Raw genomic sequence first — 23,356 nt, forward strand, 5'->3', positions numbered from 1 at the left:
GCGGCAACCCCTCACCGTCCGACCCGCAGCTCCACCGGCGGCGTACGGCGCGCGTCCACCGTTTCGATCCGTGCGAGGCTCCCCCACACCACCAGCCGGTACAGCGAGGTGTAGACGGGCGTACAGGTCGTCAGGGTGATGTACCGGCCGGGCCGGTCGTACGGCGAGTCCGCCGGGACGGGGGCGATGACGCCGACGTTCTCCGGGGAGGTCTCGGGGAGCACGCCGTCCACGCGGTAGACGTACCAGCGGTCGGCGGTCTCGACGACGACGGCGGAGCCGGGGCCCACCCGGTCGAGGTCGTGGAACGCGGCGCCGTGCCCGTCGCGGTGGGCGGCGAGGGTGACGTTGCCCTCGGCGTCCCACGGCATGGCGGACGGGTAGGGCTGCTCGTAGAGTCCGGCGACGCCCTCGTCGAGGACCGCGGGCCCGGTGCCGCGCCGGACGAGCACCTGGCCGCGGCCCATGGCGGGGACGTGCAGGAAGCCGACGGCGCCGTCGGCGAGGGCCGCCGGGGGAGCGGCGTGCGCCGTGGCGCTCCAGCTCTGCCGGAGATGGCCGGCGGCGGCGGACGCCTGACGGGCCGCCACCACGTCCGTCCACCAGAGCGAGTAGGCGGCGAAGAGCGCGAACACCACGCCGAGTGTGATCATCAGCTCGCCGACGGCCCCGGCCGCCGCCCTGATCCGGTTGCTGGCGACAGGGCTCACGGCGGGCCTCCCGGCGGTGCGGTGGTCAGCCGGTGAGCGCGGCGGGCTTGCCCTGGCTCCTCGGCCGTTCCTCGACCATCTTGCCGAACACGATGAGCCGACCCCTGGCACTGAACTCGGGTGTGCACGTCGTCAGGGTGATGTAACGACCCGCCTGGGTGAACGGCGAGCCCTTGGGCACCGGCTGAATGACCGTCACGTTGGTCGGCGGCGTCTCAGGGATGCCCCCGGCGACCTCGTAGGTGTAGTAGGCGGTCGCCGTCTCCACGACGATCCTGTCCCCCGGCTTCAGCTGCCCGATCTTCCGGAACGGCTGGCCGTGCGTCGTGCGGTGCGCCGCGACGGCGAAGTTCCCGGTCCTGTCGGACGGCATCGCCGTGCCGGTGTAGTGCCCGACGAGGCCCTTGTCGAGCACCTGCTGCTTCTGGGTGCCCTCCGCCACCGGGTACTTGAGGCCGAGCGCGGGGATGTGGATCAGGGCGAATCCCCTGCCGGGCTCGAACGCCCCCGCGGCGGGCGCGCCCGGGGAGGCCGGCCCGGTCGGCGCGGGCGCGCTGTTCCACTGCTGCTCCAGCTTCGCCCCGGCGGCGTCTGCGGAGGCGTCGGCCTGCACGTTGGTCCACCACAGCTGGTACGCCACGAAGAGCAGCATCACCGTGCCGAGCGTGATGAAGAGTTCGCCGACCATCCGCGCGGCGACCACCCTGCGGCGCTCCCTGGGGCGTGCCGCGGAGGCCGTGGAACGGCCCACGGCCCGTCGGCGGCCCGTGCCGGGGGCTGCGAGCCCGGCAGCCACCCTGCGGCGCTCGGCGCGGCCTCCAGGAGCCTCGCCGGGCGCCTGCGCCGGCACGGCCGGCTCAGACGGTGCCACGGGCACCACGGGCGGCGCCACGGGCCTGGGCGGCGGCGCGGCGGCAGGCTCCACCGGGCGCACGTCCCGTACCGCCCTCAGCTGCACCGTCCGGTCGTCGAAGGGCTGCGGGGGCTGCGCCGGCCGCCCGGAGGAGGAGGGGGCCGCGGCCTCGTACACGCCCCAGTCGTCCGCCCCCGGGGCCGTCCCGTCCTCCGGCCTCACCGCTGTCACCTGGTCAGCTCCGGCCGATCACCGGGGCGAGCCCGCGTGAGCGCCCGACCGCCTCGGGGTACCCGCACGCGGCCAGCCAGTTGGCGAGCATCCGGTGGCCGCCCTCGGTCAGCACCGACTCGGGGTGGAACTGCACCCCTTCCACCGGCAGTTCGCGGTGGCGCAGGCCCATGATGACGCCGCTGCCCGTCCGCGCGGTGACGACCAGCTCGTCCGGGACGGTGCCGGGCTCGACCGCCAGCGAGTGGTAGCGGGTGGCGGTCAGCGGCGAGGGCAGCCCCTCGAAGACGCCGCCGTCCTCGTGCTCGACCGGGGAGGTCTTGCCGTGCAGCAGCTCGGGGGCGCGGCCCACCACGGCGCCGTACGCGACGGCGATCGACTGCAGTCCGAGGCAGACGCCGAAGACGGGCAGCCCGGCGGCGGCGCAGTGGTGCACCATCTCCACGCAGACGCCGGCCTCCTCGGGGGTGCCGGGGCCGGGGGAGAGCAGCACCCCGTCGAAGCCCTCGTCGCCCGCCCGCCGCACGGCGTGCCCGACGGTCACCTCGTCGTTGCGCACCACCTCGCAGGTGGCGCCCAGCTGGTAGAGGTACTGGACGAGGTTGAAGACGAAGCTGTCGTAGTTGTCGACCACGAGGATCCGGGGCGAGCCGACGGAGCTCATGCGCGCTACTCCTGGGGTGCGGGTCCGCGGTGCGGAGGTGACGGATGCCGGGGGGAGCGGGGGCCGGGTCAGCCGGCGCCGCCGTCCTCCACCGTGACGTCGCCGAAGGGCAGCAGCGGCTCGGCCCACGGGAAGACGTACTGGAACAGGACGTAGACCGCCCCGAGGACCAGCAGCAGCGAGACGAGCGCCCGGACCAGGGTGTTCCCCGGCAGATGGCGCCAGATCCAGCCGTACATGGTGCTCCTCGGGTTCGCGTCGGGGTCCAGACTAGACGCCGCGCCGCCCGTGTACGGCGCCTACGCCGTCCTGCCGCCCGTCCGTGGTCAGCGCGTGCCCGCTGCGCCGAGGTCGACCGAGCCCTCGTAGCCGGGCACGGTGAGCTCGCCGGCCTCCTGGACCTTCCAGCCGAGCCCGTACGCGGCGACGTACTGCAGGTAGTTCCGGATCGTCGGGTCGGCGTCGACCGCCGAGCGCAGCCGGTCGGTGCGTCCCACGGCCCTGATGACGTACGGCGGGGAGTAGACGCGGCCCTGCAGCAGCAGGGTGTTGCCGACGCAGCGGACGGCGCTGGTGGCGATGAGGCGCTGGTCCATGACCTGGATGCCCTCGGCACCGCCCCGCCAGAGGGCGTTGACCACGGCCTGGATGTCCTGCTGGTGGATGACCAGGTCGTTGACGCCCGGCTCGGGCACACCGGGGATGCGGGCGGTGGCGTTGGGCGGGGCGTCGTCGAGGGTCACGGTGAGGCCGGGGCCGCGGAGCGCCTGCAGGCCGGCCGAGCGTTCCAGCACGTCGGCGCGGGCGGTGTCGGACGGGCTCTGGCTCTGCACCCCGGCGAGGCCGTCGACCCGGTCGTGGAGGCCGCCGATCTGGGCCTGGATCTGCTGGTTCTGGGCACTGCGCTGCTGTATGACGTCGCCGAGGCGCAGCAGGGAGTCGTCGGTGCGCAGATCGGTGCCCTGCGCGGTGCGGGCGCTGATGTAGAAGAGCAGGCCGGCCAGCACGAACACGGCGCATGTCAGGGCACGGCCGACAATTCGGGTGCGCGAGGGGCGCCGGGAGCCCCGGGGATGGGGAATCATGGAATTAGGCACCGTACCCTTATCTCCTCTAGACCCGGCGAACCACTACGCTAACGGACGCCGGTGGCACGTGCGGAGCTCGAACCGTACGGACCGGCCCCCCACAGCCGCCCCGCTCCGCTGCACACCGCGCGGTCACAGCGCATCGACAGGAGAGCCTCTCGTGCCGAAGTCCCGAGTCCGCAAGAAGGCCGACTACACGCCGCCGACCGCCACGACGGCGGTGAAGCTCAGCTCCGGCAGGAGTTGGGTGGCGCCGCTGATGCTGGCGTTCTTCCTCATCGGCCTGGTGTGGATCGTCACCTATTACGTGACGAGTGGCGACTGGCCGGTGAGCAGTTGGGGCAACTGGAACATCCTGGCCGGTTTCGGCTTCATCGCCGCAGGGTTCGGCGTCTCCACGCAGTGGAAGTAGCGTCGCCCGGCTCCTGAACGGCCGCCGCCGCCCCGGCTCAGCCCGGGGCGGCGTTTCGCTGCCCTTTCCGACGACTGCTCGTACGTTTATCCACACGGTTATCCACACTGGGGAAAACTCCCCCCACCCTGTGGATAACCCGCTCGCAGGCTCGTGTCGCACGCCCCCGGCCAGGCCCGCGCCCGTCGGCATTCCCCCAGCAGGACACGCGTAGCGACGCCGTTCGGCGGCGCACGGTCGCACGTGCTGTGCACAACCCTGCGCACGCTGTGGACAACAGCCGGTCGCGGCGCCCCGGTCAGCCCGCCAGCAGGGCCGTCTGCACCGCCACCATCAGCACCACCGCGCCCAGCACACCGGCCACGGTCAGCCCCTGCACGAGGTTCCGGCGGGCCGGCGGGGCGTACATCAGGCCCGCCGCGGTGACGGCACCGGCGACCAGGCCGCCGATGTGCGCCCGCCAGTCGATGGCCGACACCGAGAACGTGATCACCAGGTTGAACACCAGCAGCGCCATCACCGGGCCGAGCGGCGCCCGGTTCGCCCGGAACAGCACCGCCGTCGCCCCGAGCAGGCCGAAGATCGCCCCGGACGCGCCGACCGAGTAGACGGTGCCGCCGGTCACCACGTACGCGAAGGCGTTCCCCGCGAGCCCCGACACCAGGTACAGCGCCAGGAAGCGCGACCGCCCCAGCACCCGTTCCAGCTGCGGCCCCAGCACCCACAGCGACACCATGTTCATCAGCACGTGGAACGGCCCGGCGTGGACGAAGACCGCGGTGGCGATCCGGTACCACTCCTCCGGACCGGCGGCCACGCCGTAGCGCACGGGCACGCCGCCGAAGCTCGTCCCGCTCAGCATCGCCAGCCGCACGCCCCACGCCTGGCTGACGTACTCGGTGAGCACGAAGACCAGCAGGTTCAGCCCGATCAGCACCTTGGTGACCAGCGCGCCGTCACCCACCGGGAGCCCGCCGAAGCGCGTCCGGGCAGGACGTGCCGGACCTGCCGCCGAACCCTCGCCGGCCACGCACGCCGGGCAGTGGAAGCCGACCGACGCGCTCACCATGCACGCGGGGCAGATCGGCCGCCCGCACCGCGAGCAGCCCACGCCGGTCTCCCGCTCGGGGTGCCGGTAGCAGCCCGGCAGCTGCACCGGGCCCTCGGGCTGCGGACGTACGGGCTCGTCCGGAAGCATCCGGGATTCCCTCCTCACGACGGATCCCGGTGGCACCCCGTCCGAGGGTGCTCCACCGGGACCGTCCAGGCTACTGCGGCGGGGGTCAGCCGCGGGTGATCTCGACCGACTCGATCACCACGGGCTTCAGCGGGCGGTCGTCGTCGTCGGTCGCCGTGGCGACGATCTTCTTCACCACGTCCCGGGACGCGGCATCGGTGACCTCGCCGAAGATGGTGTGCTTGCGGGTCAGCCAGGGCGCCGGCTCGACCGTGACGAAGAACTGCGAGCCGTTGGTGCCCGGGCCGGAGTTCGCCATCGCCAGCAGGAACGGCTTGGTGAAGGCGAGCTCCGGGTGGAACTCGTCGGCGAACGCGTAGCCCGGACCGCCGGTGCCGTTGCCGAGCGGGTCGCCGCCCTGGATCATGAACCCCTTGATCACCCGGTGGAAGACCGTGCCGTCGTACAGCGGCCTGGCGGCCTTCTCCCCCGTCGACGGGTCCGTCCACTCACGGGTGCCCTCGGCCAGCTCCACGAAGTTCGCCACCGTCTTCGGCGCGTGGAACGGCAACAGCGCGACCACGACGTCGCCGTGGTCCGTCCTCAGGGTGGCAGTCAGCCGGGCCACAGGGCCTCTCCTTCGTTCCGCTCGCTCGACCCCGGAATCATCCCACGGTTCGCGGACGGCTCAGCCTGACGTGCCCTCCCGAAAGAGCAGATGCATGATCTCGAAAGAGGTGGAAATGTGCATATCGGACGCCACCGAGGAGGAGAAGCCCGTGACCCGCCTGGACTCAGCGCGCGACACCGCCAGCCGCACCAAGGACGCCGTCGCGCCCTACGCCGCCAACGCCAAGGAGACCGCCCTCTACTACGCGGACGAGGCCAGGCAGAGGTTCGGCCCCGCCATCGAGGCCCTCGGCCCCAAGGCCGCCGCCGCGGGCGCGCAGGCCCGCAGCACCGCCGCCGGAGCCGCGCAGACCGCCCGCATCCAGTACACCAAGCACGTCGTCCCGCAACTGGAGAGCGCCTTCGCGGCGCTCCCGCCGCAGACCCAGCAGAGCACGCTGAAGGCCGTCCACCGGGCGCAGGAGGCGGCCCTCGCCGCCAAGCTGTCCGCCGAGAAGGCCGCCGAGCAGGCCCGGGCGGCCATCGCCCCCAAGGTCGGCGAGGCCGTGGCCGGCGCGAGGGCCACCGTCGTACCGGCGGCGCAGGAGGCCCAGATCCGCGGCGCCGCGGCGATCACCGCACTGCACGGCCACGTGACCTCCGCCGAGATCGGCGAACTCGCGGCCAAGAACATCAGGAGGGAGAACCGCAACGGCTGGGCCACCGGCCTCGCCGTCACCGGCGCCGTCGCGCTCGGCGCCGGAGTCGTCGCCTGGCAGTGGTACCGCAAGCAGAACAACCCGGAGTGGCTCACCGAACCGCCGACCGGCACCGCCGGCACCCCGGCACAGAACGGCACCGGCGCCCACCCGACGGGCACGACGGCCTCCACCGCCACCACTCCTCCGACCGCACCCCCCGCGGCCGCCGAGGGCCCGGTGAACGGCTCCGTGCCGCGCGACCTTCCCTCCGACGGCACCGCCGCCGCCGGCACGAACCACGCCACCGGTACGGATCACGCAGCCGGTACGGATCACGTAGCCGGTACGGATCACGCCGCGGACACCGACTCCGACCGGCCGAAGCCGCACGACCCGCGCAAGCCGCACTGACAGCCGACGGCCCGCCCCGCGGGCCGTGGTGGGACGCCGGCCAGGACCCACGGCCACGGGACGGGAACGGGCTCCCGGGCAGGACACGGGACGGAGAACCGGAGCCGGCACGCACCACCGCCGGAACGACGATCGGCCGCCGACCTGATCACAGGTCAGCGGCCGATCCGCGCGTGTGGAGCTTAGGAGATTCGAACTCCTGACATCTGCCATGCAAAGACAGCGCTCTACCAACTGAGCTAAAGCCCCGCGGCAGCACACGGTGTACGTGCGCTGCGCACTAGCGTACCCGCTCCGGAGGAGAATCCTGAGCGGGCCGCCCGCCGACCGCCTCCCGGTGCACCGGGCAGGGGGCCGGCAACGATCGTGCAGGTCTCAGCGACCGGCCGGAACCGGGTCCGTGGCCTCGGTCCACAGGTCCTGCTCGGCACGGTCCGCCTGGACCTGACGGTAGACAAAGAAGCCGCCGAGGGCGACCAGGGCGACCAGGAGAAGCTTCTTCACCGCGGGACCTCGTCCTTCTTGCAGTTCGGATGTACGAGCATCGACGAGCGGTCGGGCCGACAGACCGCCCTGCGGCCGATGATACACACCGGTAACCCGCTTCCGGACGGCCCGCCACCACGGTCAACCGGGCCCTCCACCCGCCCGGTTGACGCCACACCCCCGAACACCTGCCCGCCCGGCCTCCGCCCGGTCCCGCCGCGCGGGCACCACGGCGGTACCGCGGCGCAGGTCGACACCACCGCGGGGAGGCGCGCCCTCGCCCTCCTCGTCCCGGAGCATCAGCGTGGTGGTGCGCTGCTCCAGCTCGTGCTGCTTGCCCGCCGCGAACTGCGCGTGCAACTGCTCGAAGCCGGTCGCCGAGATCTGGCCCTCCCGGCCCGTACCCCGCCACGGCAGGAATCGCGACCGCCGGGCCCGCAGGGCCAGTTGGTCGGCCACGGCCAGCACCAGCAGGGCGCACACCAGCCCCGGCAGGCTCATCGCCCAGAACACCGCCACCGCGACGCCGCCTTCCGTCCCGCGGCCGGCGGGGACCACCGGCCGTCCCGCACCAGCGTGCCGCCCGCCGGACGGAAGGTCCAGGGTCATCGGCCGCCGATTCCCCATCGCCGCGGCCCGCGCGGCGCGGCGAGCCTGCCCAGCCCGCGGCGGAGCGCGGCGACGTCCTCGCGCAGCTCCCGGAGATCGTCCGCCGCTTCGCACAGCCGCGCGCTCATCGCCCGCACCAGCGCCCGGTCGGCGAGGAGCATCCGCTCGCAGGCGGCGAGCCGCGCACCGGCCTCCCCGGCCGGCACCCGACGCTCCACGGCGTCGAACAGCCCGTCGAGGTCGAGATGCCCCGCCGGGGGCCGCTCCGCGGCGTCGAGGAGGTGGCGGCGCACGCTCCGGGCGACCTCGCTGTCGCGCAGCAGCATCGCGATGTTGAGGACCGCCCGGCGGGGGTAGAGGGCCAGGCGCTGTCCCCCGATCGGGCTAAGCTGCACGTTGCAGCCAGGGCTGACCTGCACCTTTGCCGACCTGTGGACAACTGCGAAGCCGCTGGCCTCGAGCTCGGCACGGTGCCGGTGGATCACCGCGTTGACGGCCCGCTCCCCGACCTCGAAGTAGTCCGCCACCATGCGGGTGGTGACGTGCAGGCCGTCGGGCAGCAGGACGAGGGCCTTCACCTTGTCGAGCACCTCGACGCGCCCGCACAGGCTGTGGCGCAGCGTCCGGGATTCGAGCAGGGCAGCTTCCATGGACATGGGAATGCCTCCGTGGCAGTGCGATCGGTGGACCGCCCGTTCACCCCGGGCCGGGGGCATGGTCTTCCGCCAGCAGGAGCGGAGGCGCATCACGTCCACGGATCCCATGACCGGTTCTCTCGCCCGGCTATCCCCGACTTCACAGCAGTTTCGAGTCGTCCAGCCCCACGTGCCTCCGCGCAACCGGTCCAACGAGCCGCCGGCCGGGCCGGTTACGCAGCAGATGTGCGCGGACAAGCGAAAGGCCCGGACGGTGACCGTCCGGGCCTTTCAACTTCGGTGGGGCTAACAGGACTTGAACCTGTGGCCTCTTCCTTATCAGGGAAGCGCTCTAACCGTCTGAGCTATAGCCCCTTGCCGCACTGAAAGATTAGCGGACCGACGGCCGATCCCCCAAATCCGTATCGGCGACCGCGGCGGGTCGGGGCTGGTCGGGGGTCTGCGGGGTCCTGGCGAGCCACTGCTCGCGGGTGGCGGGGAGGCCGCTGGCGCCCGTGTCGGTGGTGCGGACGGCGAGCACCTGGTTGATGCCGATGCGGTTCTCCTCGAAGGCCACGGCGGAGGCGGCCATGTAGAGCCGCCAGACGCGGGCGCGGCCCCGCCCGGCGAGGGAGACGGCTTCCGGCCAGTGGGCCTCCAGGTTGGCGACCCACTCGCGCAGGGTGAGGGCGTAGTGCTCGCGCAGCGACTCGACGTCGCGGACCTCGAAGCCGGCCTCCTCCAGGAGCGAGACGGTGCTGCCGACGGGTGCGAGCTCGCCGTCGGGGAACACGTAGCGGTCGATGAAGGGGCTGAGGGCGTACGGCTCGCCGGGGCGGTCGGGGCGGCGGGAGATCTGGTGGTTGAGGAGCCGGCCGCCGGGCGTGAGCAGGCGGTGGAGGCCTTCGGCGTACGTCAGGTACTGGACGGAGCCGACGTGCTCGGCCATGCCGACGCTGGAGATGGCGTCGAAGGGGCCGTCCGGGATCTCGCGGTAGTCCTGGAGGCGGACCTCCACGCGGTCGTCGAGGCCGGCCTCGGCGACGCGGGCGCGGGCGAGGGCCACCTGTTCGGCGGAGATCGAGACGCCGACCGCGGTCACCCCGTAGTGGCGGGCGGCGTGGAGGAGCAGGGAGCCCCAGCCGCAGCCGACGTCGAGGAGGCGCAGGCCGGGCCGGAGGCCGAGCTTGCGGCAGATCAGGTCGAGCTTGGCCTCCTGGGCGGCCTCCAGACTCTTGGCGCCGGGCTCCCAGTACGCGCAGGAGTACACCATGCTGGGGCCCAGGACGAGCCCGTAGAAGTCGTTGCCGACGTCGTAGTGGTGGCTGATCGCCGCGCGGTCGCGCTGACGGCTGTGGAGGCGGCCGGTGTGGCGCCGGACCTCCTCCGGCGGGGGAGCGGGCTCCGGGCCGACGGCGCCCGCGCGGAAGGCCGTGGCGAGCGCGTGGCGGCCGACGGGGCCGAGGACGTCGCGGAGGCCGGGCCGGTGGAGGTCGGTCCGTTCGGAGAAGCGGCCGACCGCCGAGAGGACCTCGTAGAGGTCGGTGTCGGGGGCCGTGTCGAGGTCGCCGGCGACGTAGGCGCGGGCGAGGCCGAGCTCGCCGGGCTGCCAGAGCAGGCGGCGCAGGGCGCGGCGGTTGCGCAGGACGACCGCGGGGGCGCCCGGCGGTCCGGCCGTACTGCCGTCCCACGCCTGCAGCCGTACGGGCAGGCGGGCGCCGAGCAGCGCCTCCGCCGCGTTGACCAGTTCTGTTGCGACCTCGGCCATCACACACCTCCGGGCAGCCGTACCGACCGACCGGGCCGCTCCCGGCACCGGCACAGCCAACCCCCGCCGGTGGCCGGAGGTTCGTCCGGCTCGCCGGGGCGGTGCGGCTGTCACTCGGATGCCAGCGGGCCCCCACGGCTCCAACAGCCGTGAGGGCCCAAGTGTTCCCGAAGTTGACCGGGTGTCAGTGGCGCATCGGAGGTGTCGATCAATCCTCTTCGGCGAGGGTGAGTTCGACACCGCCGGCGAAGCCCGCGGCCGTGTTGTAGATGAACGCCCCGAGCGTGGCGAGCGCGGTCATCAGCACGACGTCGATGACGGCGATCAGCGTGGTGAACATCAGCACCCGGCCGAAGCCGAGGTAGTCCATGAGGTCGAACCCGCCGGAGGTGTCCGAGCTGGTGACGTCCTTCAGCGTGCTGGTCAGCGAGTCGAAGACGCCGAGGCCGTTGAGGACGATCCACAGCACGGCGGACGCGACGATGATGATCACGCCGATGGCCAGCGACAGCAGGAAGCTGACCTTCATGACCGACCAGGGGTCGGCCTTCACGATGCGGAGCCGTGCCTTCCGGACCCGGCCGGCCGCCGGGCCGCCGCCGGCCGCGCCCGCGGCGGGCCGCCGGGCCGCGCCGCCGGACTGTGCCGCTCCGGGCACGCGGGTGCCGCGCGCGGGCGTGGGCTGGCCCTTGCTGTAGGTGGTCGGCTGGGAGTACCCGCCGGCCGGCGGGGTGGCGGGGGCCGGCGGGATGCCGGGCGCACCGTGGCCCGCACCGCCGGGGCCTGCCGCGCCCACGGGGGGCATCAGCGAGGTGGATGCGGCCGGGTGCTCGGCCGGAGGCTTGGGCGCACCGCCGTAGGGCGTTCCGCCCTGCGCGGCGCCCGGCGCTCCGCCCGCGGCACCTGCCGCACCGCCCGTGGCTCCACTCACCCTGGTCCTCCAGCTGTTCCCGCCCGGCTGGCCGCCGCCGCCCGGTCATCGTTCGTCTCCGGCGGCCGGCCAGGTGGCCGGTGCCGGTCGGCGACCGCCGCACACGCCCCCGGGGGGTGTGTGCGGCGGCCGCCGGACGTGCGGTCAGGCCTGGTCGGCCGTGCCGTCCGCCGTCGTTCCGTCCGCGAGGGCCAGGGCCTCGTCGGCCTCGTCCTCCACGGTCTCCTCGTCCTCCGCCTCCGCGTTGCGGGCCATGCCCACGACCGCGTCGCGCTTTCCGAGGTTGATCAGTTGGACGCCCATCGTGTCACGTCCGGTTTCACGAACCTCGGAAACCCTGGTCCGGATGACGCCGCCCGAGAGGGTGATGGCCATGATCTCGTCGGTCTCCTCGACCACGAGGGCGCCGACCAGGGAGCCACGGCCCTCGACGATCTTCGCCGCCTTGATACCGAAACCTCCCCGGCCCTGCACACGGTACTCGGCCACGGGCGTGCGCTTCGCATACCCGCCGTCCGTCGCGGTGAACACGTACGTGCTCGGCCGGATGACGTTCATGGACAGCAGCTCGTCGTCCTCGCGGAAGGCCATGCCCTTCACGCCCGAGGTCGCGCGGCTCATCGGCCGCAGGGCGTCGTCGGTGGCCGTGAAGCGGATCGACTGGGCCTTCTTGGAGATCAGCAGCAGGTCGTCGTCGGCGGAGACCAGCTCGGCGCCGATCAGCTCGTCGTCCCGGCCCTCCTCGTCCTGGCGCAGGTTGATCGCGATCAGGCCGCCGGAGCGCGGCGAGTCGTAGTCCTTGAGCAGGGACTTCTTCACCAGGCCGTTGCGGGTGGCGAGCACCAGGTACGGCTTGTCCTCGTAGGTGCGCACCGCCATGACCTGCGCGATGTGCTCCTCCGGCTGGAAGGCCAGGAGGTTCGCGACGTGCTGGCCGCGGGCGTCGCGGCCGGCGTCGGGCAGCTCGTAGCCCTTGGCCCGGTAGACCCGGCCCTTGTTGGTGAAGAACAGGATCCAGTTGTGCGTCGTCGTCACGAAGAAGTGGTCGACGATGTCGTCCTGCTTGAGCTGCGCACCGCGGACGCCCTTGCCGCCGCGCTTCTGCGAGCGGTAGAGGTCGGAGCGGGTGCGCTTGACGTAGCCGCCCCGGGTGATCGTGACGACGATGTCCTCCTCGGCGATGAGGTCCTCGATGGAGAGGTCGCCGTCGGAGGGGATGAGGGTGGAGCGCCGCTCGTCGCCGTACTTCTCGACGATGGCGGTGAGCTCCTCCGAGACGATGCCGCGCTGGCGCTCGGGGGAGGCGAGGATGGCGTTGTACTCGCTGATCTTCGCCTGCAGCTCGTCGTGCTCGCTGAGGATGCGGGCGCTCTCCAGGGCGGCGAGGCGGCGCAGCTGCATCTCGAGGATGGCGTTGGCCTGGAGCTCGTCGATGTCGAGTAGGCCCATGAGGCCGGTGCGGGCGGCGTCGGCGCTCTCGGAGGCCCGGATGAGGGCGATGACCGCGTCGATCTGGTCCAGGGCCTTGAGCAGGGCGCGCAGGATGTGCGCGCGCTCCTCGGCCTTGCGGAGCCGGAAGGTGGTGCGGCGGACGATGACCTCGATCTGGTGCGCCACCCAGTGCCGGATGAAGGCGTCGAGCGAGAGCGTCCGGGGCACGCCGTCGACCAGGGCGAGCATGTTGGCGCCGAAGTTGGTCTGCAGGTCGGTGTGCTTGTAGAGGTTGTTCAGCACGACCTTGGCGACGGCGTCGCGCTTGAGCACGATGACCAGGCGCTGGCCGGTCCGGGAGGAGGACTCGTCGCGGACGTCGGCGATGCCGGCGATCTTGCCGTCCTTCACCAGGTCGGCGATCTTCAGCGCGAGGTTGTCCGGGTTGACCTGGTAGGGGAGCTCGGTGATGACCAGGCACTGGCGGCCCTGGATCTCCTCGACCTCGACGACCGCGCGCATGGTGATCGAGCCGCGGCCGGTGCGGTACGCGTCGTCGATGCCGCGGCGGCCGACGATCAGCGCGCCGGTGGGGAAGTCGGGGCCCTTGATCCGCTCGATGAGCGCGTCGAGGAGCTCCTCGTTGGTGGCCTCGGGGTGGTCGAGCGCCCAGAGGGCGCCCGAGGCGACCTCGCGCAGGTTGTGCGGGGGGATGTTGGTGGCCATGCCGACCGCGATGCCGGTGGCGCCGTTGATCAGCAGGTTGGGGATGCGGGCCGGGAGGACGGTCGGCTCCTGCGAGCGGCCGTCGTAGTTGGAGGCGAAGTCGACGGTCTCCTCGTCGATGTCGCGCATCATCTCCATGGCCAGCGGCATCATCTTGCACTCGGTGTAGCGCATGGCCGCCGCCGGGTCGTTGCCCGGGGAACCGAAGTTGCCATTGCCGTCCACGAGCGGCATCCGCAGCGACCACGTCTGGGCCAGGCGGACGACGGTGTCGTAGATCGAGGTGTCGCCGTGCGGGTGGTAGTTGCCCATCACGTCGCCGACGACGCGGGCGCACTTGTAGTAGCCCTTCTCGGGCCGGTACCCGCCGTCGTACATCGCGTACAGCACGCGCCGGTGCACCGGCTTGAGGCCGTCGCGGACCTCGGGCAGCGCGCGGCTCACGATCACGCTCATCGCGTAGTCGAGGTAGGAGCGCTGCATCTCGGTCTCGAGCTCGATCGGCTCGACCCGGGACACGAACGTGTCGGTGGCGGTGCTCTCGGCCTGCTGCGGCTGCATGTCGCCGTCGGGACGGTTGTCGTCGACCACTGGTGGTCAGTTTCCTTTCACGCGTGACTGGACGGTGCTGGCGGGGTTCGGCCCCGTCAGACGTCCAGGAAGCGGACGTCCTTGGCGTTGCGCTGGATGAAGGAGCGGCGGGCCTCGACGTCCTCGCCCATGAGGACGGAGAAGAGGTCGTCGGCGCGGGCCGCGTCCTCCAGGGTGATCTGCTGCAGCAGCCGGTGCGCCTGGTCCATGGTGGTGATGCGGAGTTCCTCGGCGTTCATCTCGCCGAGGCCCTTGAAGCGCTGGATCGCGTCGTCCTTGGGCAGTCGGCGCCCGGCCGCGACGCCCGCGGCGATGACGGAGTCGCGCTCGCGGTCGGAGTAGACGTACTCGAAGTCGTCCTTGCCCCACTTGATCTTGTACAGCGGGGGCATGGCGAGGTAGACGTACCCGGACTCGACCAGCGGCCGCATGAAGCGGAAGAGCAGGGTGAGCAGCAGGGTGCGGATGTGCTGTCCGTCGACGTCGGCGTCCGCCATCAGGACGATCTTGTGATAGCGGAGCTTCGACTCGTCGTAGTCCTCCTGGATGCCGCAGCCGAACGCCGAGATCAGCGCCTGGACCTCGGTGTTCTGGAGCACCTTGTCGATGCGGGCCTTCTCGACGTTCAGGATCTTGCCGCGGATCGGGAGGATCGCCTGGATGCGCGGGTCGCGGCCCTGCTTGGCGGAGCCGCCGGCCGAGTCGCCCTCGACGATGAAGATCTCGCACTCCGCCGGGTCCTTGGACTGGCAGTCGGAGAGCTTGCCGGGCAGCGAGGCCGTCTCCAGCAGGCCCTTGCGGCGCGTGAGGTCGCGGGCCTTGCGGGCGGCGACGCGCGCGCTGGCGGCCTGGATGGACTTGCGGATGATGTCCGCGGCCTCGACGGGGTTGCGGTCCAGCCAGTCGGCGAAGTGCTCGTTGACGACCTTCTGCACGAAGGTCTTCGCCTCGGTGTTGCCGAGCTTGTCCTTGGTCTGGCCCTCGAACTGCGGCTCGCCGAGCTTGATCGAGATGATCGCGGTCAGGCCCTCGCGGATGTCCTCGCCGGAGAGGTTGTCGTCCTTCTCGCGGAGGATCTTCTTGTCGCGCGCGTACCGGTTCATCAGGCCGGTGAGCGCGGCGCGGAAGCCCTCCTCGTGGGTGCCGCCGCCGTGGGTGTGGATGGTGTTGGCGAAGGAGTAGACGCCCTCGGTGTACGAGCTGTTCCACTGCATGGCGATCTCGACGGAGATCGTCCGGTCCTTGTCCTCGGCCTCGAAGTCGATGACGGACGGGTGGACGGGCTCGCCCTTGCGGGAGTTGAGGTGGGCGACGAAGTCCGCGATGCCGCCGTCGTACCGGTAGCTGACGGTGAGCGGGTTGCCCTCGTCGTCGTAGTGCTCGGGGCGCTCGTCGGTCAGCGAGATGGTGAGGCCCTTGTTGAGGAACGCCATCTCCTGGAAGCGCCGCGACAGCGTCTCGAAGGAGTAGACCGTGGTCTCGAAGATGTCCGGGTCGGCCCAGAAGGTGACGCTGGTGCCGGTGCGGTCGGTCGTCTCGTGCCGGTCGAGCGGCGCGGTCGGCGCGCCCATCTTGTAGTCCTGGGTCCAGCGGTGACCGTCGGTGTGGATCTCGACGGAGAGCCGGGTGGAGAGGGCGTTCACCACCGAGACGCCGACACCGTGCAGACCACCGGAGACGGCGTAGCCGCCGCCGCCGAACTTGCCGCCGGCGTGGAGCACGGTCAGCACGACCTCGACCGCCGGCTTCTCCTGACCCGGGACGTTGCCCACCGGGATGCCGCGGCCGTTGTCGACGACCCGCACGGCGCCGTCGGCCAGGATCGTCACGCCGATGGTGTCCGCGTGCCCGGCCATCGCCTCGTCGACGGAGTTGTCCACGACCTCCTGCACCAGGTGGTGCAGGCCCCGCTCGCCGGTGGATCCGATGTACATGCCGGGGCGCTTGCGAACGGCGTCGAGGCCCTCCAACACCTGGATGGCGTTGGCGTCGTAGGACTTCCCGGTCGCCGGGTCGATGGGTTCATTGGTCTGGCTGGGGTTGCCGGAATCGGCCACGAAGCGCCCTCTCTGGCACAGTGCGGGCCGCACCCCCGCCCCCGTCTCGGGCGGGTCTGCGACCACGGCGTTTCGACTCGGTTGCTACGAGCAACTGTGTTTGCGTTCCAGTCTACCGGTACGACTGACAGAGATGGGCGTTTGGCAGCCCCTGAGGGCAGATGTGCCGCCCTGAATCCCCTCCGCACATGTCCCGATACTCGGCCGGGGGTTTCAGTGCCCCTACGCGGGCCGTCAGCCGTTCCGGAACGGTTCACTCCGGGTGACGTGCTCAGCCCCAGGTGTCGCCCGGGCCCCTGCTCCCCGGTGCCCGCAGCCGGCCGTAGCCGCGCTTGGGGGCGTCCGGCCCGAGCACCTTGATCACCCGGACCGTGCCGTGCCCGAGCTCGTGGTTCAGCCGTGCCACCAACTGTCTTGCCAGAAGTCTGAGTTGGGTGGCCCACGCGGTGGAGTCGCACTGCACGGTGAGCACCGCCTCGGCCTCCACGAACTGCACCGGCACACAGTGCGCCGCGATGTCGGGCCCGACGATCTGCGGCCACCGGCCCATCACCCCGCCGACCGCCGCCGGCGCCTCCCAACCCCGCTCCGTGATCAAACGATTCAGCGCCGCCCCCAGCGGCACCGGGTCACGGCCGTCCGCACGCGCCCCGCTGCGCAGCCCGTGCCGCTTCGCCTCACGCTTCTCCCGGACCTGCTCGCCGCGCTGCCGCGCCTGCTCCTTGGCCGCCCGCAGCGCGACCCGGGCCAGGTCGACCCCCGACGTGCCCGCCGCCGATGCCCCCGCCCCCGCAGGTTCCGACGCACCCGACGCACCCGCACCCGACGGCTCCGGCGTCTCGCTCATGGCGCGGTGCTCCTTGGTCCCGGCGACGGATGAGCCTTCCAGCGTACGGAACCCACGGGACTCACGCGTCCAGACGGTCCACCGTGCCGTCGGAGACGCCGTAGCGCACTCCCGCGAGGGCCTTCGGCACGTCCTCCGCCACCGCGGCCGTCACGAGCACCTGCTCGCCGCCGGCCACGAGCTCGGCCAGCCGGTCCCGGCGCCGGGCGTCCAGCTCGGCGAAGACGTCGTCGAGGATGAGCACCGGCTCGCCGCCGTCCGCCTTCAGCAGTTCGTACGAGGCGAGCCGCAGCGCCAGCGCGAACGACCAGCTCTCGCCGTGGCTCGCGTACCCCTTGGCCGGGAGCGGGCCGAGCCGCAGCACCACCTCGTCACGGTGCGGGCCGACGAGGGTCAGCCCCCGCTCGATCTCCTGCTTGCGGGCGGCCTGCATCGCGGCCAGCAGCTGCTCCTCCGCCTCCTCGCGGCTGGTCGGCAACGCGCCCTCGAAGGAACTGCGGTACTCCAGCACGGGCTCGCCGCCGCCCGGGGCCAACTGCCGGTACGCCTCCGCGGTGAGCGGCTGCAGGGTGGCGACCAGCTGCAGCCGGAAGGCGGTGAGTTCGGCACCGGCCCGGGCCAGGTGGCCGTCCCAGATCTCCAGGGTGGAGAGGTCCGCGCCCTTGCCGCCGCCCGCCCGGCGGGCCATCGCCGCGGTCTTCAGCAGGGCGTTCCGCTGCTTGAGCACCCGCTCGTAGTCCTGCCGCACGCCCGCGAGGCGGGGTGCGCGCGCGGTCAGCAGCTCGTCGAGGAAGCGGCGGCGCTCACCGGGATCGCCCTTCACCAGGGCCAGGTCCTCGGGGGCGAAGAGCACCGTCCTCAGCAGCCCGAGGACGTCCCGCGGGCGCACGTTGTCCGAGCGGTTGATCCGGGCCCGGTTGGCCTTGCCCGCGGTGATCTCCAGCTCGACCAGGGTCGTCCGCCGGTCCCGGACGACCGAGCAGCGCACCACGGCCCGCTCGGTGCCGAGACGGATCAGCGGGGCATCCGTGGCCACCCGGTGGCTGCCCAGCGTGGCGACGTAACCGACCGCCTCGACGAGGTTGGTCTTGCCCTGGCCGTTGGGCCCCACGAACGCCGTGACGCCCGGGTCGAGGGGCACCTCGACCCGGGCGTACGAACGGAAGTCGGCGAGCGACAGGTGCGCGACATGCATGTGGGGGCTGCGCCCGCCTTCTGTGGGTTACTTCGACTCGACCGCGTGGCCGCCGAACTGGTTGCGCAGTGCGGCGATCATCTTCATCTGGGGGGAGTCGTCCTGGCGGGAGGCGAAGCGGGCGAAGAGGGAGGCGGTGATGGCGGGGAGGGGGACGGCGTGGTCGATGGCGGCTTCGACGGTCCAGCGGCCTTCGCCGGAGTCGGCGGCCCAGCCCTTGAGCTTTGCGAGGTGTTCGTCGTCGTCGAGGGCGCGGACGGCGAGGTCGAGGAGCCAGGAGCGGATGACGGTGCCTTCCTGCCAGGAGCGGAAGACCTCGCGGACGTCGGTGACCTCGGGGGCGGCTTCGAGGAGTTCCCAGCCTTCGGCGAAGGCCTGCATCATGGCGTACTCGATGCCGTTGTGGACCATCTTGGCGAAGTGGCCGGCGCCGACCTTGCCGGCGTGGACGGCGCCGGAGTCGCCTTCGGGCTTGAGGGCGTCGAAGACGGGCTGGACGGTGGCGACGTGGGCGGCGTCGCCGCCGTACATGAGGGCGTAGCCGTTCTCCAGGCCCCAGACGCCGCCGGAGACGCCGCAGTCGACGAAGCCGATGCCCTGGGCGGCGAGGGTTTCGGCGTGCTTGACGTCGTCGGTCCAGCGGGAGTTGCCGCCGTCGACGACGACGTCGCCGGGGGCGAGGAGGTCGGCGAGTTCGTCGACGGTGTCCTGGGTCGGGCCTCCGGCGGGGACCATCACCCAGACGACGCGGGGGCTCTGGAGCTTGCTGACGAGCTCCTGGAGGCTGTTCACGTCCGCGAGGTCGGGGTTGCGGTCGTAGCCGATGACGGTGTGGCCGGCGCGGCGGATGCGCTCGCGCATGTTGCCGCCCATCTTGCCGAGACCGATGAGGCCGAGCTCCATGACAAGTCCTTCACTGTGGTTTCGTGCCGAGACGGCGGCGCCGTTGCCGCACAGGCTGAGCCTACGCCGCCCAGCGGCGAGGCCCCGCGCGGTCGCAGCCGACCGGACGAGGCCTCGTGTCCACAGTCTGTGGACGGTGCCGTGGATGCACGACCCGGTGCGGCCGCGACCGCGCGGGGCCGGCGAGCGGGCTCGCGGCGGCGCCCCTCGTCAGCCCGAGAGCCGCACCGGCATGATCAGGTACTGGTACGCCTCGTCGGCCTCGGCGTCGACGGCGGGCTTGCCGCTGAGCAGGGCCGGCTTGGTGGGCGTGGTGAAGCTCAGCTGGGCGTAGGCGGAGTCGATGGCCTTGAGGCCCTCCTCCAGGTAGCCCGGGTTGAACGCGATCGAGATGTCGTCGCCTTCGAGGTCGGCGTCGACCCGCTCGGTGGCCTGGGCGTCGTCGCCGGACCCGGCCTCCAGGGTGAGCACTCCCTGCTCGAAGCTGAGCCGCACCGGGGTGTTGCGCTCGGCCACCAGGGAGACGCGCTTGAGCGCCTCCAGGAAGGGCTGGGTCTGGATCGCCGCGACCGCCGAGAACTCGGTCGGGAACAGGCTGCGGAACTTCGGGAACTCGCCCTCCAGCAGCCGGGTGGTCGTCCGGCGGCCCGCGCCCTCGAAGCCGATCAGGCCCTCACCGGCGCCGCCGGAGGCGAGCGCGATGGAGACCGTGTCACCGCTGCCGAGGGACTTGGCGATGTCCTGCAGGGTCTTGGCGGGCACCAGGGCGACCGCGCTGATGTCCGGCTGCTCGGGCTTCCAGAGCAGCTCGCGGACGGCGAAGCGGTACCGGTCCGTGGCGGCCAGGGTGATCCGGTCGCCCTCGATCTCGACCCGGACGCCGGTGAGCACCGGCAGGGTGTCGTCGCGGCCCGCGGCCACCGCGGCCTGGCTGACGGCGGAGGCGAACACGTCGCCGGAGACCGTGCCGGTGGCGGTCGGCATCTGCGGCAGGGCCGGGTACTCGTCGACCGGCAGCGTCGGGAGGGTGAACCGGGAGCTGCCGCAGACCAGGCTGACCCGCATGCCGTCGGTGGAGATCTCCACCGGCCGGTTCGGCAGGTTGCGCGAGATGTCGTTGAGCAGGCGGCCGGAGACCAGCACCGTACCCGCTTCCTCGACGTCCGCCTCCAGCTCGACCCTGGCCGAGACCTCGTAGTCGAACCCGGAGAGCGCCAGAGCACCCTCCTGGGCCGTCAGCAGCAGGCCGGCCAGCACCGGCACCGGCGGCCGCGCCGGGAGGCTGCGAGCAGCCCAGGCCACCGCCTCCGCGAGGACATCACGCTCCACCCGGAACTTCACCGGTAACCGCCTCCTGGCTCACTGCCGTCGCTTCCGCGATCGATCGTCTTCGTGCACTGGGCCGGCCGGAGCAACCACTCCGGCTTCCAGTTGCCGAGAACAGTCTGACGTACTCCACGGACACTCGGGGCAGATGGGCACCGCGAACCCGAACAGATGTCGGGGAGCGGTTGTCCACAGATTTCGGCCCGCCCCACTGTTGATCAAGCTTCCAGGTCTCTATGTGTAGTGGTAGTAGTAGGGCCTGTGGATACCGTGGATAACCCCGTTTCCACAGGTCAGACCCCGGATTTTGTCCACAGCGCCTGTGGACCGCGACTGTGGACAACCAGGCCCTGCTGTGGACAACCGAGAGTTACCCACAGGGCACGCTGAGTATCCACAGGTTATCCCCAGGTCCGTCCCCAGATGATGCCCCGGTTATCCACGGGCGTCGAGCAACATCACGTGACGCCTTTCACACCTGGGGGTGAACAGTAGCGGCATGTTGCCGAACTGTGGATACAGCTGTGGAGAACCTGGGGATAAGCCCAGACTTCCTGGGGACAGTCGGTGGACAACCCGACCACCCGACTGGCGGAGCGTCAACTGTCCACAGCCTGTGGATAACTGTTGTGCACAAGTCCACAGGCACCTGACCTGCACGGACGAGCGTAACCCGGGCGGCCCTGTGGAGGAATTCTGGATAACTCCGCCCCGCAGCGGCTGTGGACGGGGAAAACCACCCGTTCCTGTGGATTACGGCGCCGCCGACCTGCCCCGTTCGAATGAACGGTCAGATGTTCCATCGGGCGCTTTCCGCCCGTTCACGCCCCCGGGAGGAATGCTGCCCCGCTCCTGCCGTCGCACACCCGCCCCGCGTCCGGCCCGCGCCCGGCCGGCCACATCGGCCCGCACCCGCCGCACACCCGGCCCGCAGGCATGCGAAAAGGCCCCGCCGACGGTGGCCGACGAGGCCCTGGAGGTGTCCGCAGCGCCGTCAGGGGCGCTGTCGCAGCTAGCTCTTGATCCGGTTGGTCAGCTCGGTCACCTGGTTGTAGATGGACCGCCGCTCGGCCATCAACGACCGGATCTTCCGGTCGGCGTGCATGACGGTCGTGTGGTCCCGCCCGCCGAACTGGGCGCCGATCTTCGGCAGCGACAGGTCCGTGAGCTCCCGGCACAGGTACATGGCGATCTGGCGTGCCGTCACCAGGACACGGCTGCGGGACGACCCGCAGAGGTCCTCGACACCGAGGCCGAAGTACGCCGCCGTCTGCTGCATGATCACCTGCGCGGTGATCTCGGGGCCCGCGTCCTCGTCGCCCCCGGGGATCAGGTCCTTGAGGACGATCGCGGCCAGCTCCAGGTCGACCGGCGCCCGGTTGAGGTTCGCGAAGGCGGTGACCCGGATCAGGGCCCCCTCCAGCTCGCGGATGTTGCGGGTGATCCGGGAGGCGATGAACTCCAGCACGTCCGCCGGGGCGTTGAGCTGCTCCTGGATCGCCTTCTTGCGCAGGATCGCGATCCGGGTCTCCAGCTCCGGCGGGGTGACGTCGGTGATGAGTCCCCACTCGAAGCGGTTCCGCAGCCGGTCCTCCAGCGTGATCAGCTGTTTGGGCGGCCGGTCCGAGGAGAGCACGATCTGCTTGTTCGCGTTGTGCAGCGTGTTGAAGGTGTGGAAGAACTCCTCCTGCGTGGACTCCTTGCTCGCCAGGAACTGGACGTCGTCCACCAGCAGGATGTCCATGTCCCGGTACCGCTTGCGGAACGCGTCCGCCTTGCCGTCCCGGATCGAGTTGATGAACTCGTTGGTGAACTCCTCCGAGCTCACGTACCGCACCCGGGTGCCCGGGAAGAGGCTCCGCGAGTAGTGGCCGATCGCGTGCAGCAGGTGCGTCTTGCCGAGCCCGGACTCGCCGTAGATGAACAGCGGGTTGTACGCCTTCGCCGGGGCCTCGGCCACGGCGACCGCCGCCGCGTGCGCGAAGCGGTTGCTCGCGCCGATCACGAAGGTGTCGAACAGGTACTTGGGGTTCAGCCGGGCCGCCGGCTCGTCCTTGCGGGAGCCGCCGGCCGGCGGGGCGCCGGGCGGGGCCGGCACACCGGGCGTCCGCTCGGGCAGGGCCGGACCGGTCGGGTGCTGGTGGGCCGGGCGGTGCGCGGCCGCGCGGCGCGCGGGGCCGCCGGGCCGCGGCCGGGCCTCCCCGGGGTCGGGGCCGAGGACGCCGCCGAAGAGGTCGCCCTGGGCGGGCGTCGCCGCCGGGAGGCCCTTCGGCCGGGCTTGCTCCGGGCGCCGTCCGGCGCCCGGGCCGGGCTGCTCGTACGGCGCCTGCTCCCAGACCGACGGCCCGCCCTGCTGCTCCGCCCAGGAGGGCTGCTCGTCCTGGTACGGGGGTTGCTGCGGCTGCTCGTAGCGAGGGCTCTCGTACCGGTCCTGGCGGGGCCCGTACGGCTGCTGCTGCTCGTAGGCGGGCGCCCCGTACTCCTGCTCGCCGTGGTACGGCTGGGCCGGCCACTCCTGGCCGGGAGGCAGCCGGGACGGCTCGGCGGGGGGCTCCGGCGCGGACGCCGGGGTGGGCATCGCGTTGGCGTCCACCATGACGGCGATCCGCACGGGGCGGGCGAACTCGTAGGTGAGCGCCTCGGTGAGCTGGGGGAGGAGCCGGCCCTCCAGCACCTGCTTGGCCCGCTCGTTGGGGGCCGCCAGCAGGGCGGTGTCGTGCATCATCCACATGGGTTGCGTGCGGCGGAGCCACATCTTGTCGCTGTCCCCGACGTCAGCGTCGTTGACCAGCCGCTCGACGACCTTCGCCCAGAGCGGGACGAGATCGCTGTTGACATCAGCCACTGGTGCACGCTTTCTCGTTCTGCCCCCAGCCTTCGGCCGGGGATGCCCCCGGCTCGGGGTGGTGTCAGATGGACTCGGAGTGCCGGTCCGATCGATGAACAAACCCGACAAGTCCTGCAACGGTAGTCAGCGGGCAGAGTGGATTCAAGT

The 23,356-nt window shown here is 71.7% G+C and carries 21 protein-coding genes and 2 tRNA genes; 2 read left to right on the plus strand and 21 right to left on the minus strand.

Going from position 1 to position 23,356, the window contains the following annotated elements; all coding sequences use genetic code 11:
* Positions 1-11 precede the first annotated feature (11 nt).
* The 5 genes from OG335_RS18890 to OG335_RS18910 form a co-directional block, all read right to left on the minus strand.
* Complete coding sequence (locus OG335_RS18890; RefSeq protein ID WP_405012295.1) at positions 12-710, minus strand: class E sortase; 699 nt, start codon at positions 708-710, stop codon at positions 12-14.
* Between the two features lie 25 nt (positions 711-735).
* Positions 736-1,413, minus strand: coding sequence for a class E sortase (locus tag OG335_RS18895; RefSeq protein ID WP_405012296.1), 678 nt, complete (start codon positions 1,411-1,413; stop codon positions 736-738).
* Positions 1,414-1,798: 385 nt separating this feature from the next.
* Complete coding sequence (locus tag OG335_RS18900; protein WP_405012297.1) at positions 1,799-2,458, minus strand: aminodeoxychorismate/anthranilate synthase component II; 660 nt, start codon at positions 2,456-2,458, stop codon at positions 1,799-1,801.
* A gap of 68 nt (positions 2,459-2,526) precedes the next feature.
* A complete protein-coding gene (locus OG335_RS18905; RefSeq protein ID WP_405012298.1) occupies positions 2,527-2,697 on the minus strand; it encodes a hypothetical protein in 171 nt (56 codons plus the stop codon).
* 87 nt (positions 2,698-2,784) lie between these two features.
* A complete protein-coding gene (locus tag OG335_RS18910) occupies positions 2,785-3,543 on the minus strand; it encodes a DUF881 domain-containing protein (protein ID WP_405012299.1) in 759 nt (252 codons plus the stop codon).
* A 163-nt stretch (positions 3,544-3,706) separates the two neighbouring features.
* Between OG335_RS18910 and crgA the strand changes: the two genes are divergently transcribed.
* Entirely contained in the window at positions 3,707-3,958 is a 252-nt protein-coding gene (gene crgA / locus OG335_RS18915) for a cell division protein CrgA (RefSeq protein WP_405012300.1), read from the plus strand.
* Positions 3,959-4,256: 298 nt separating this feature from the next.
* Here crgA and OG335_RS18920 read toward each other — a convergent pair whose 3' ends face one another.
* Together OG335_RS18920 and OG335_RS18925 are read right to left on the minus strand one after the other, a co-directional pair.
* A complete protein-coding gene (locus tag OG335_RS18920; RefSeq protein WP_405012301.1) occupies positions 4,257-5,156 on the minus strand; it encodes a rhomboid family intramembrane serine protease in 900 nt (299 codons plus the stop codon).
* Positions 5,157-5,241: 85 nt separating this feature from the next.
* Positions 5,242-5,763 (minus strand): peptidylprolyl isomerase, encoded by a 522-nt coding sequence (locus tag OG335_RS18925; RefSeq protein ID WP_405012302.1) that lies wholly within the window; start codon positions 5,761-5,763, stop codon positions 5,242-5,244.
* Between the two features lie 151 nt (positions 5,764-5,914).
* On the opposite strand from OG335_RS18925, the gene OG335_RS18930 reads away from it, so the two are divergent.
* Positions 5,915-6,856: a DUF5324 family protein gene (locus tag OG335_RS18930; protein ID WP_405012303.1), complete on the plus strand. Its 942-nt coding sequence runs from the start codon at positions 5,915-5,917 to the stop codon at positions 6,854-6,856.
* 176 nt (positions 6,857-7,032) lie between these two features.
* Here OG335_RS18930 and OG335_RS18935 read toward each other — a convergent pair.
* From OG335_RS18935 to dnaA, 14 genes are all read right to left on the minus strand, one after another.
* Positions 7,033-7,105: transfer RNA gene (locus tag OG335_RS18935), tRNA-Ala, on the minus strand.
* Between the two features lie 126 nt (positions 7,106-7,231).
* A complete protein-coding gene (locus OG335_RS18940; RefSeq protein ID WP_014137031.1) occupies positions 7,232-7,360 on the minus strand; it encodes a DLW-39 family protein in 129 nt (42 codons plus the stop codon).
* Between the two features lie 123 nt (positions 7,361-7,483).
* Positions 7,484-7,951: a DUF6191 domain-containing protein gene (locus OG335_RS18945; protein ID WP_405012304.1), complete on the minus strand. Its 468-nt coding sequence runs from the start codon at positions 7,949-7,951 to the stop codon at positions 7,484-7,486.
* Positions 7,948-8,607: a hypothetical protein gene (locus OG335_RS18950; protein ID WP_405012305.1), complete on the minus strand. Its 660-nt coding sequence runs from the start codon at positions 8,605-8,607 to the stop codon at positions 7,948-7,950. Before OG335_RS18950 ends, OG335_RS18945 begins: the two co-directional genes overlap by 4 nt.
* Positions 8,608-8,887: 280 nt before the next feature.
* Positions 8,888-8,961: transfer RNA gene (locus tag OG335_RS18955), tRNA-Ile, on the minus strand.
* Between the two features lie 16 nt (positions 8,962-8,977).
* The gene (locus OG335_RS18960; protein WP_405012306.1) at positions 8,978-10,354 is read right to left on the minus strand and encodes a class I SAM-dependent methyltransferase; all 1,377 of its coding nucleotides are present in this window, start codon (positions 10,352-10,354) and stop codon (positions 8,978-8,980) included.
* 208 nt (positions 10,355-10,562) lie between these two features.
* On the minus strand, positions 10,563-11,285 hold the full coding sequence (locus OG335_RS18965; protein ID WP_405012307.1) for a DUF3566 domain-containing protein: 723 nt from the start codon (positions 11,283-11,285) through the stop codon (positions 10,563-10,565).
* A 144-nt stretch (positions 11,286-11,429) separates the two neighbouring features.
* Positions 11,430-14,003, minus strand: coding sequence for a DNA gyrase subunit A (gyrA, locus tag OG335_RS18970; RefSeq protein WP_405015447.1), 2,574 nt, complete (start codon positions 14,001-14,003; stop codon positions 11,430-11,432).
* 86 nt (positions 14,004-14,089) lie between these two features.
* Positions 14,090-16,090, minus strand: a complete 2,001-nt coding sequence (gyrB, locus tag OG335_RS18975; RefSeq protein ID WP_405012308.1) for a DNA topoisomerase (ATP-hydrolyzing) subunit B — start codon at positions 16,088-16,090, stop codon at positions 14,090-14,092.
* A gap of 271 nt (positions 16,091-16,361) precedes the next feature.
* The gene (locus tag OG335_RS18980) at positions 16,362-16,937 is read right to left on the minus strand and encodes a DUF721 domain-containing protein (protein WP_405012309.1); all 576 of its coding nucleotides are present in this window, start codon (positions 16,935-16,937) and stop codon (positions 16,362-16,364) included.
* A gap of 61 nt (positions 16,938-16,998) precedes the next feature.
* On the minus strand, positions 16,999-18,132 hold the full coding sequence (gene recF, locus OG335_RS18985) for a DNA replication/repair protein RecF (RefSeq protein WP_405012310.1): 1,134 nt from the start codon (positions 18,130-18,132) through the stop codon (positions 16,999-17,001).
* 27 nt (positions 18,133-18,159) lie between these two features.
* Complete coding sequence (gnd, locus tag OG335_RS18990) at positions 18,160-19,035, minus strand: phosphogluconate dehydrogenase (NAD(+)-dependent, decarboxylating) (RefSeq protein ID WP_405012311.1); 876 nt, start codon at positions 19,033-19,035, stop codon at positions 18,160-18,162.
* Positions 19,036-19,245: 210 nt separating this feature from the next.
* Positions 19,246-20,376 (minus strand): DNA polymerase III subunit beta, encoded by a 1,131-nt coding sequence (gene dnaN / locus OG335_RS18995; protein WP_405012312.1) that lies wholly within the window; start codon positions 20,374-20,376, stop codon positions 19,246-19,248.
* 997 nt (positions 20,377-21,373) lie between these two features.
* Positions 21,374-23,206, minus strand: a complete 1,833-nt coding sequence (gene dnaA, locus OG335_RS19000; protein WP_405012313.1) for a chromosomal replication initiator protein DnaA — start codon at positions 23,204-23,206, stop codon at positions 21,374-21,376.
* Positions 23,207-23,356 lie beyond the last annotated feature (150 nt).

The sequence above is a fragment of the Kitasatospora sp. NBC_01539 genome, assembly GCF_045040525.1.
GTDB lineage: Bacteria > Actinomycetota > Actinomycetes > Streptomycetales > Streptomycetaceae > Kitasatospora.

Coding starts and splice junctions, on each gene's coding strand:
- OG335_RS18980 (WP_405012309.1), bottom strand. CDS start 16,937: ATGAGCGAGACGCCGGAGCCGTCGGGTGCGGGTGCGTCGGGTGCGTCG.
- recF (WP_405012310.1), bottom strand. CDS start 18,132: ATGCATGTCGCGCACCTGTCGCTCGCCGACTTCCGTTCGTACGCCCGG.
- OG335_RS18905 (WP_405012298.1), bottom strand. CDS start 2,697: ATGTACGGCTGGATCTGGCGCCATCTGCCGGGGAACACCCTGGTCCGG.
- gyrA (WP_405015447.1), bottom strand. CDS start 14,003: ATGCAGCCGCAGCAGGCCGAGAGCACCGCCACCGACACGTTCGTGTCC.
- OG335_RS18960 (WP_405012306.1), bottom strand. CDS start 10,354: ATGGCCGAGGTCGCAACAGAACTGGTCAACGCGGCGGAGGCGCTGCTC.
- gnd (WP_405012311.1), bottom strand. CDS start 19,035: ATGGAGCTCGGCCTCATCGGTCTCGGCAAGATGGGCGGCAACATGCGC.
- OG335_RS18900 (WP_405012297.1), bottom strand. CDS start 2,458: ATGAGCTCCGTCGGCTCGCCCCGGATCCTCGTGGTCGACAACTACGAC.
- OG335_RS18945 (WP_405012304.1), bottom strand. CDS start 7,951: ATGACCCTGGACCTTCCGTCCGGCGGGCGGCACGCTGGTGCGGGACGG.
- OG335_RS18910 (WP_405012299.1), bottom strand. CDS start 3,543: ATGATTCCCCATCCCCGGGGCTCCCGGCGCCCCTCGCGCACCCGAATT.
- OG335_RS18950 (WP_405012305.1), bottom strand. CDS start 8,607: ATGTCCATGGAAGCTGCCCTGCTCGAATCCCGGACGCTGCGCCACAGC.
- OG335_RS18920 (WP_405012301.1), bottom strand. CDS start 5,156: ATGCTTCCGGACGAGCCCGTACGTCCGCAGCCCGAGGGCCCGGTGCAG.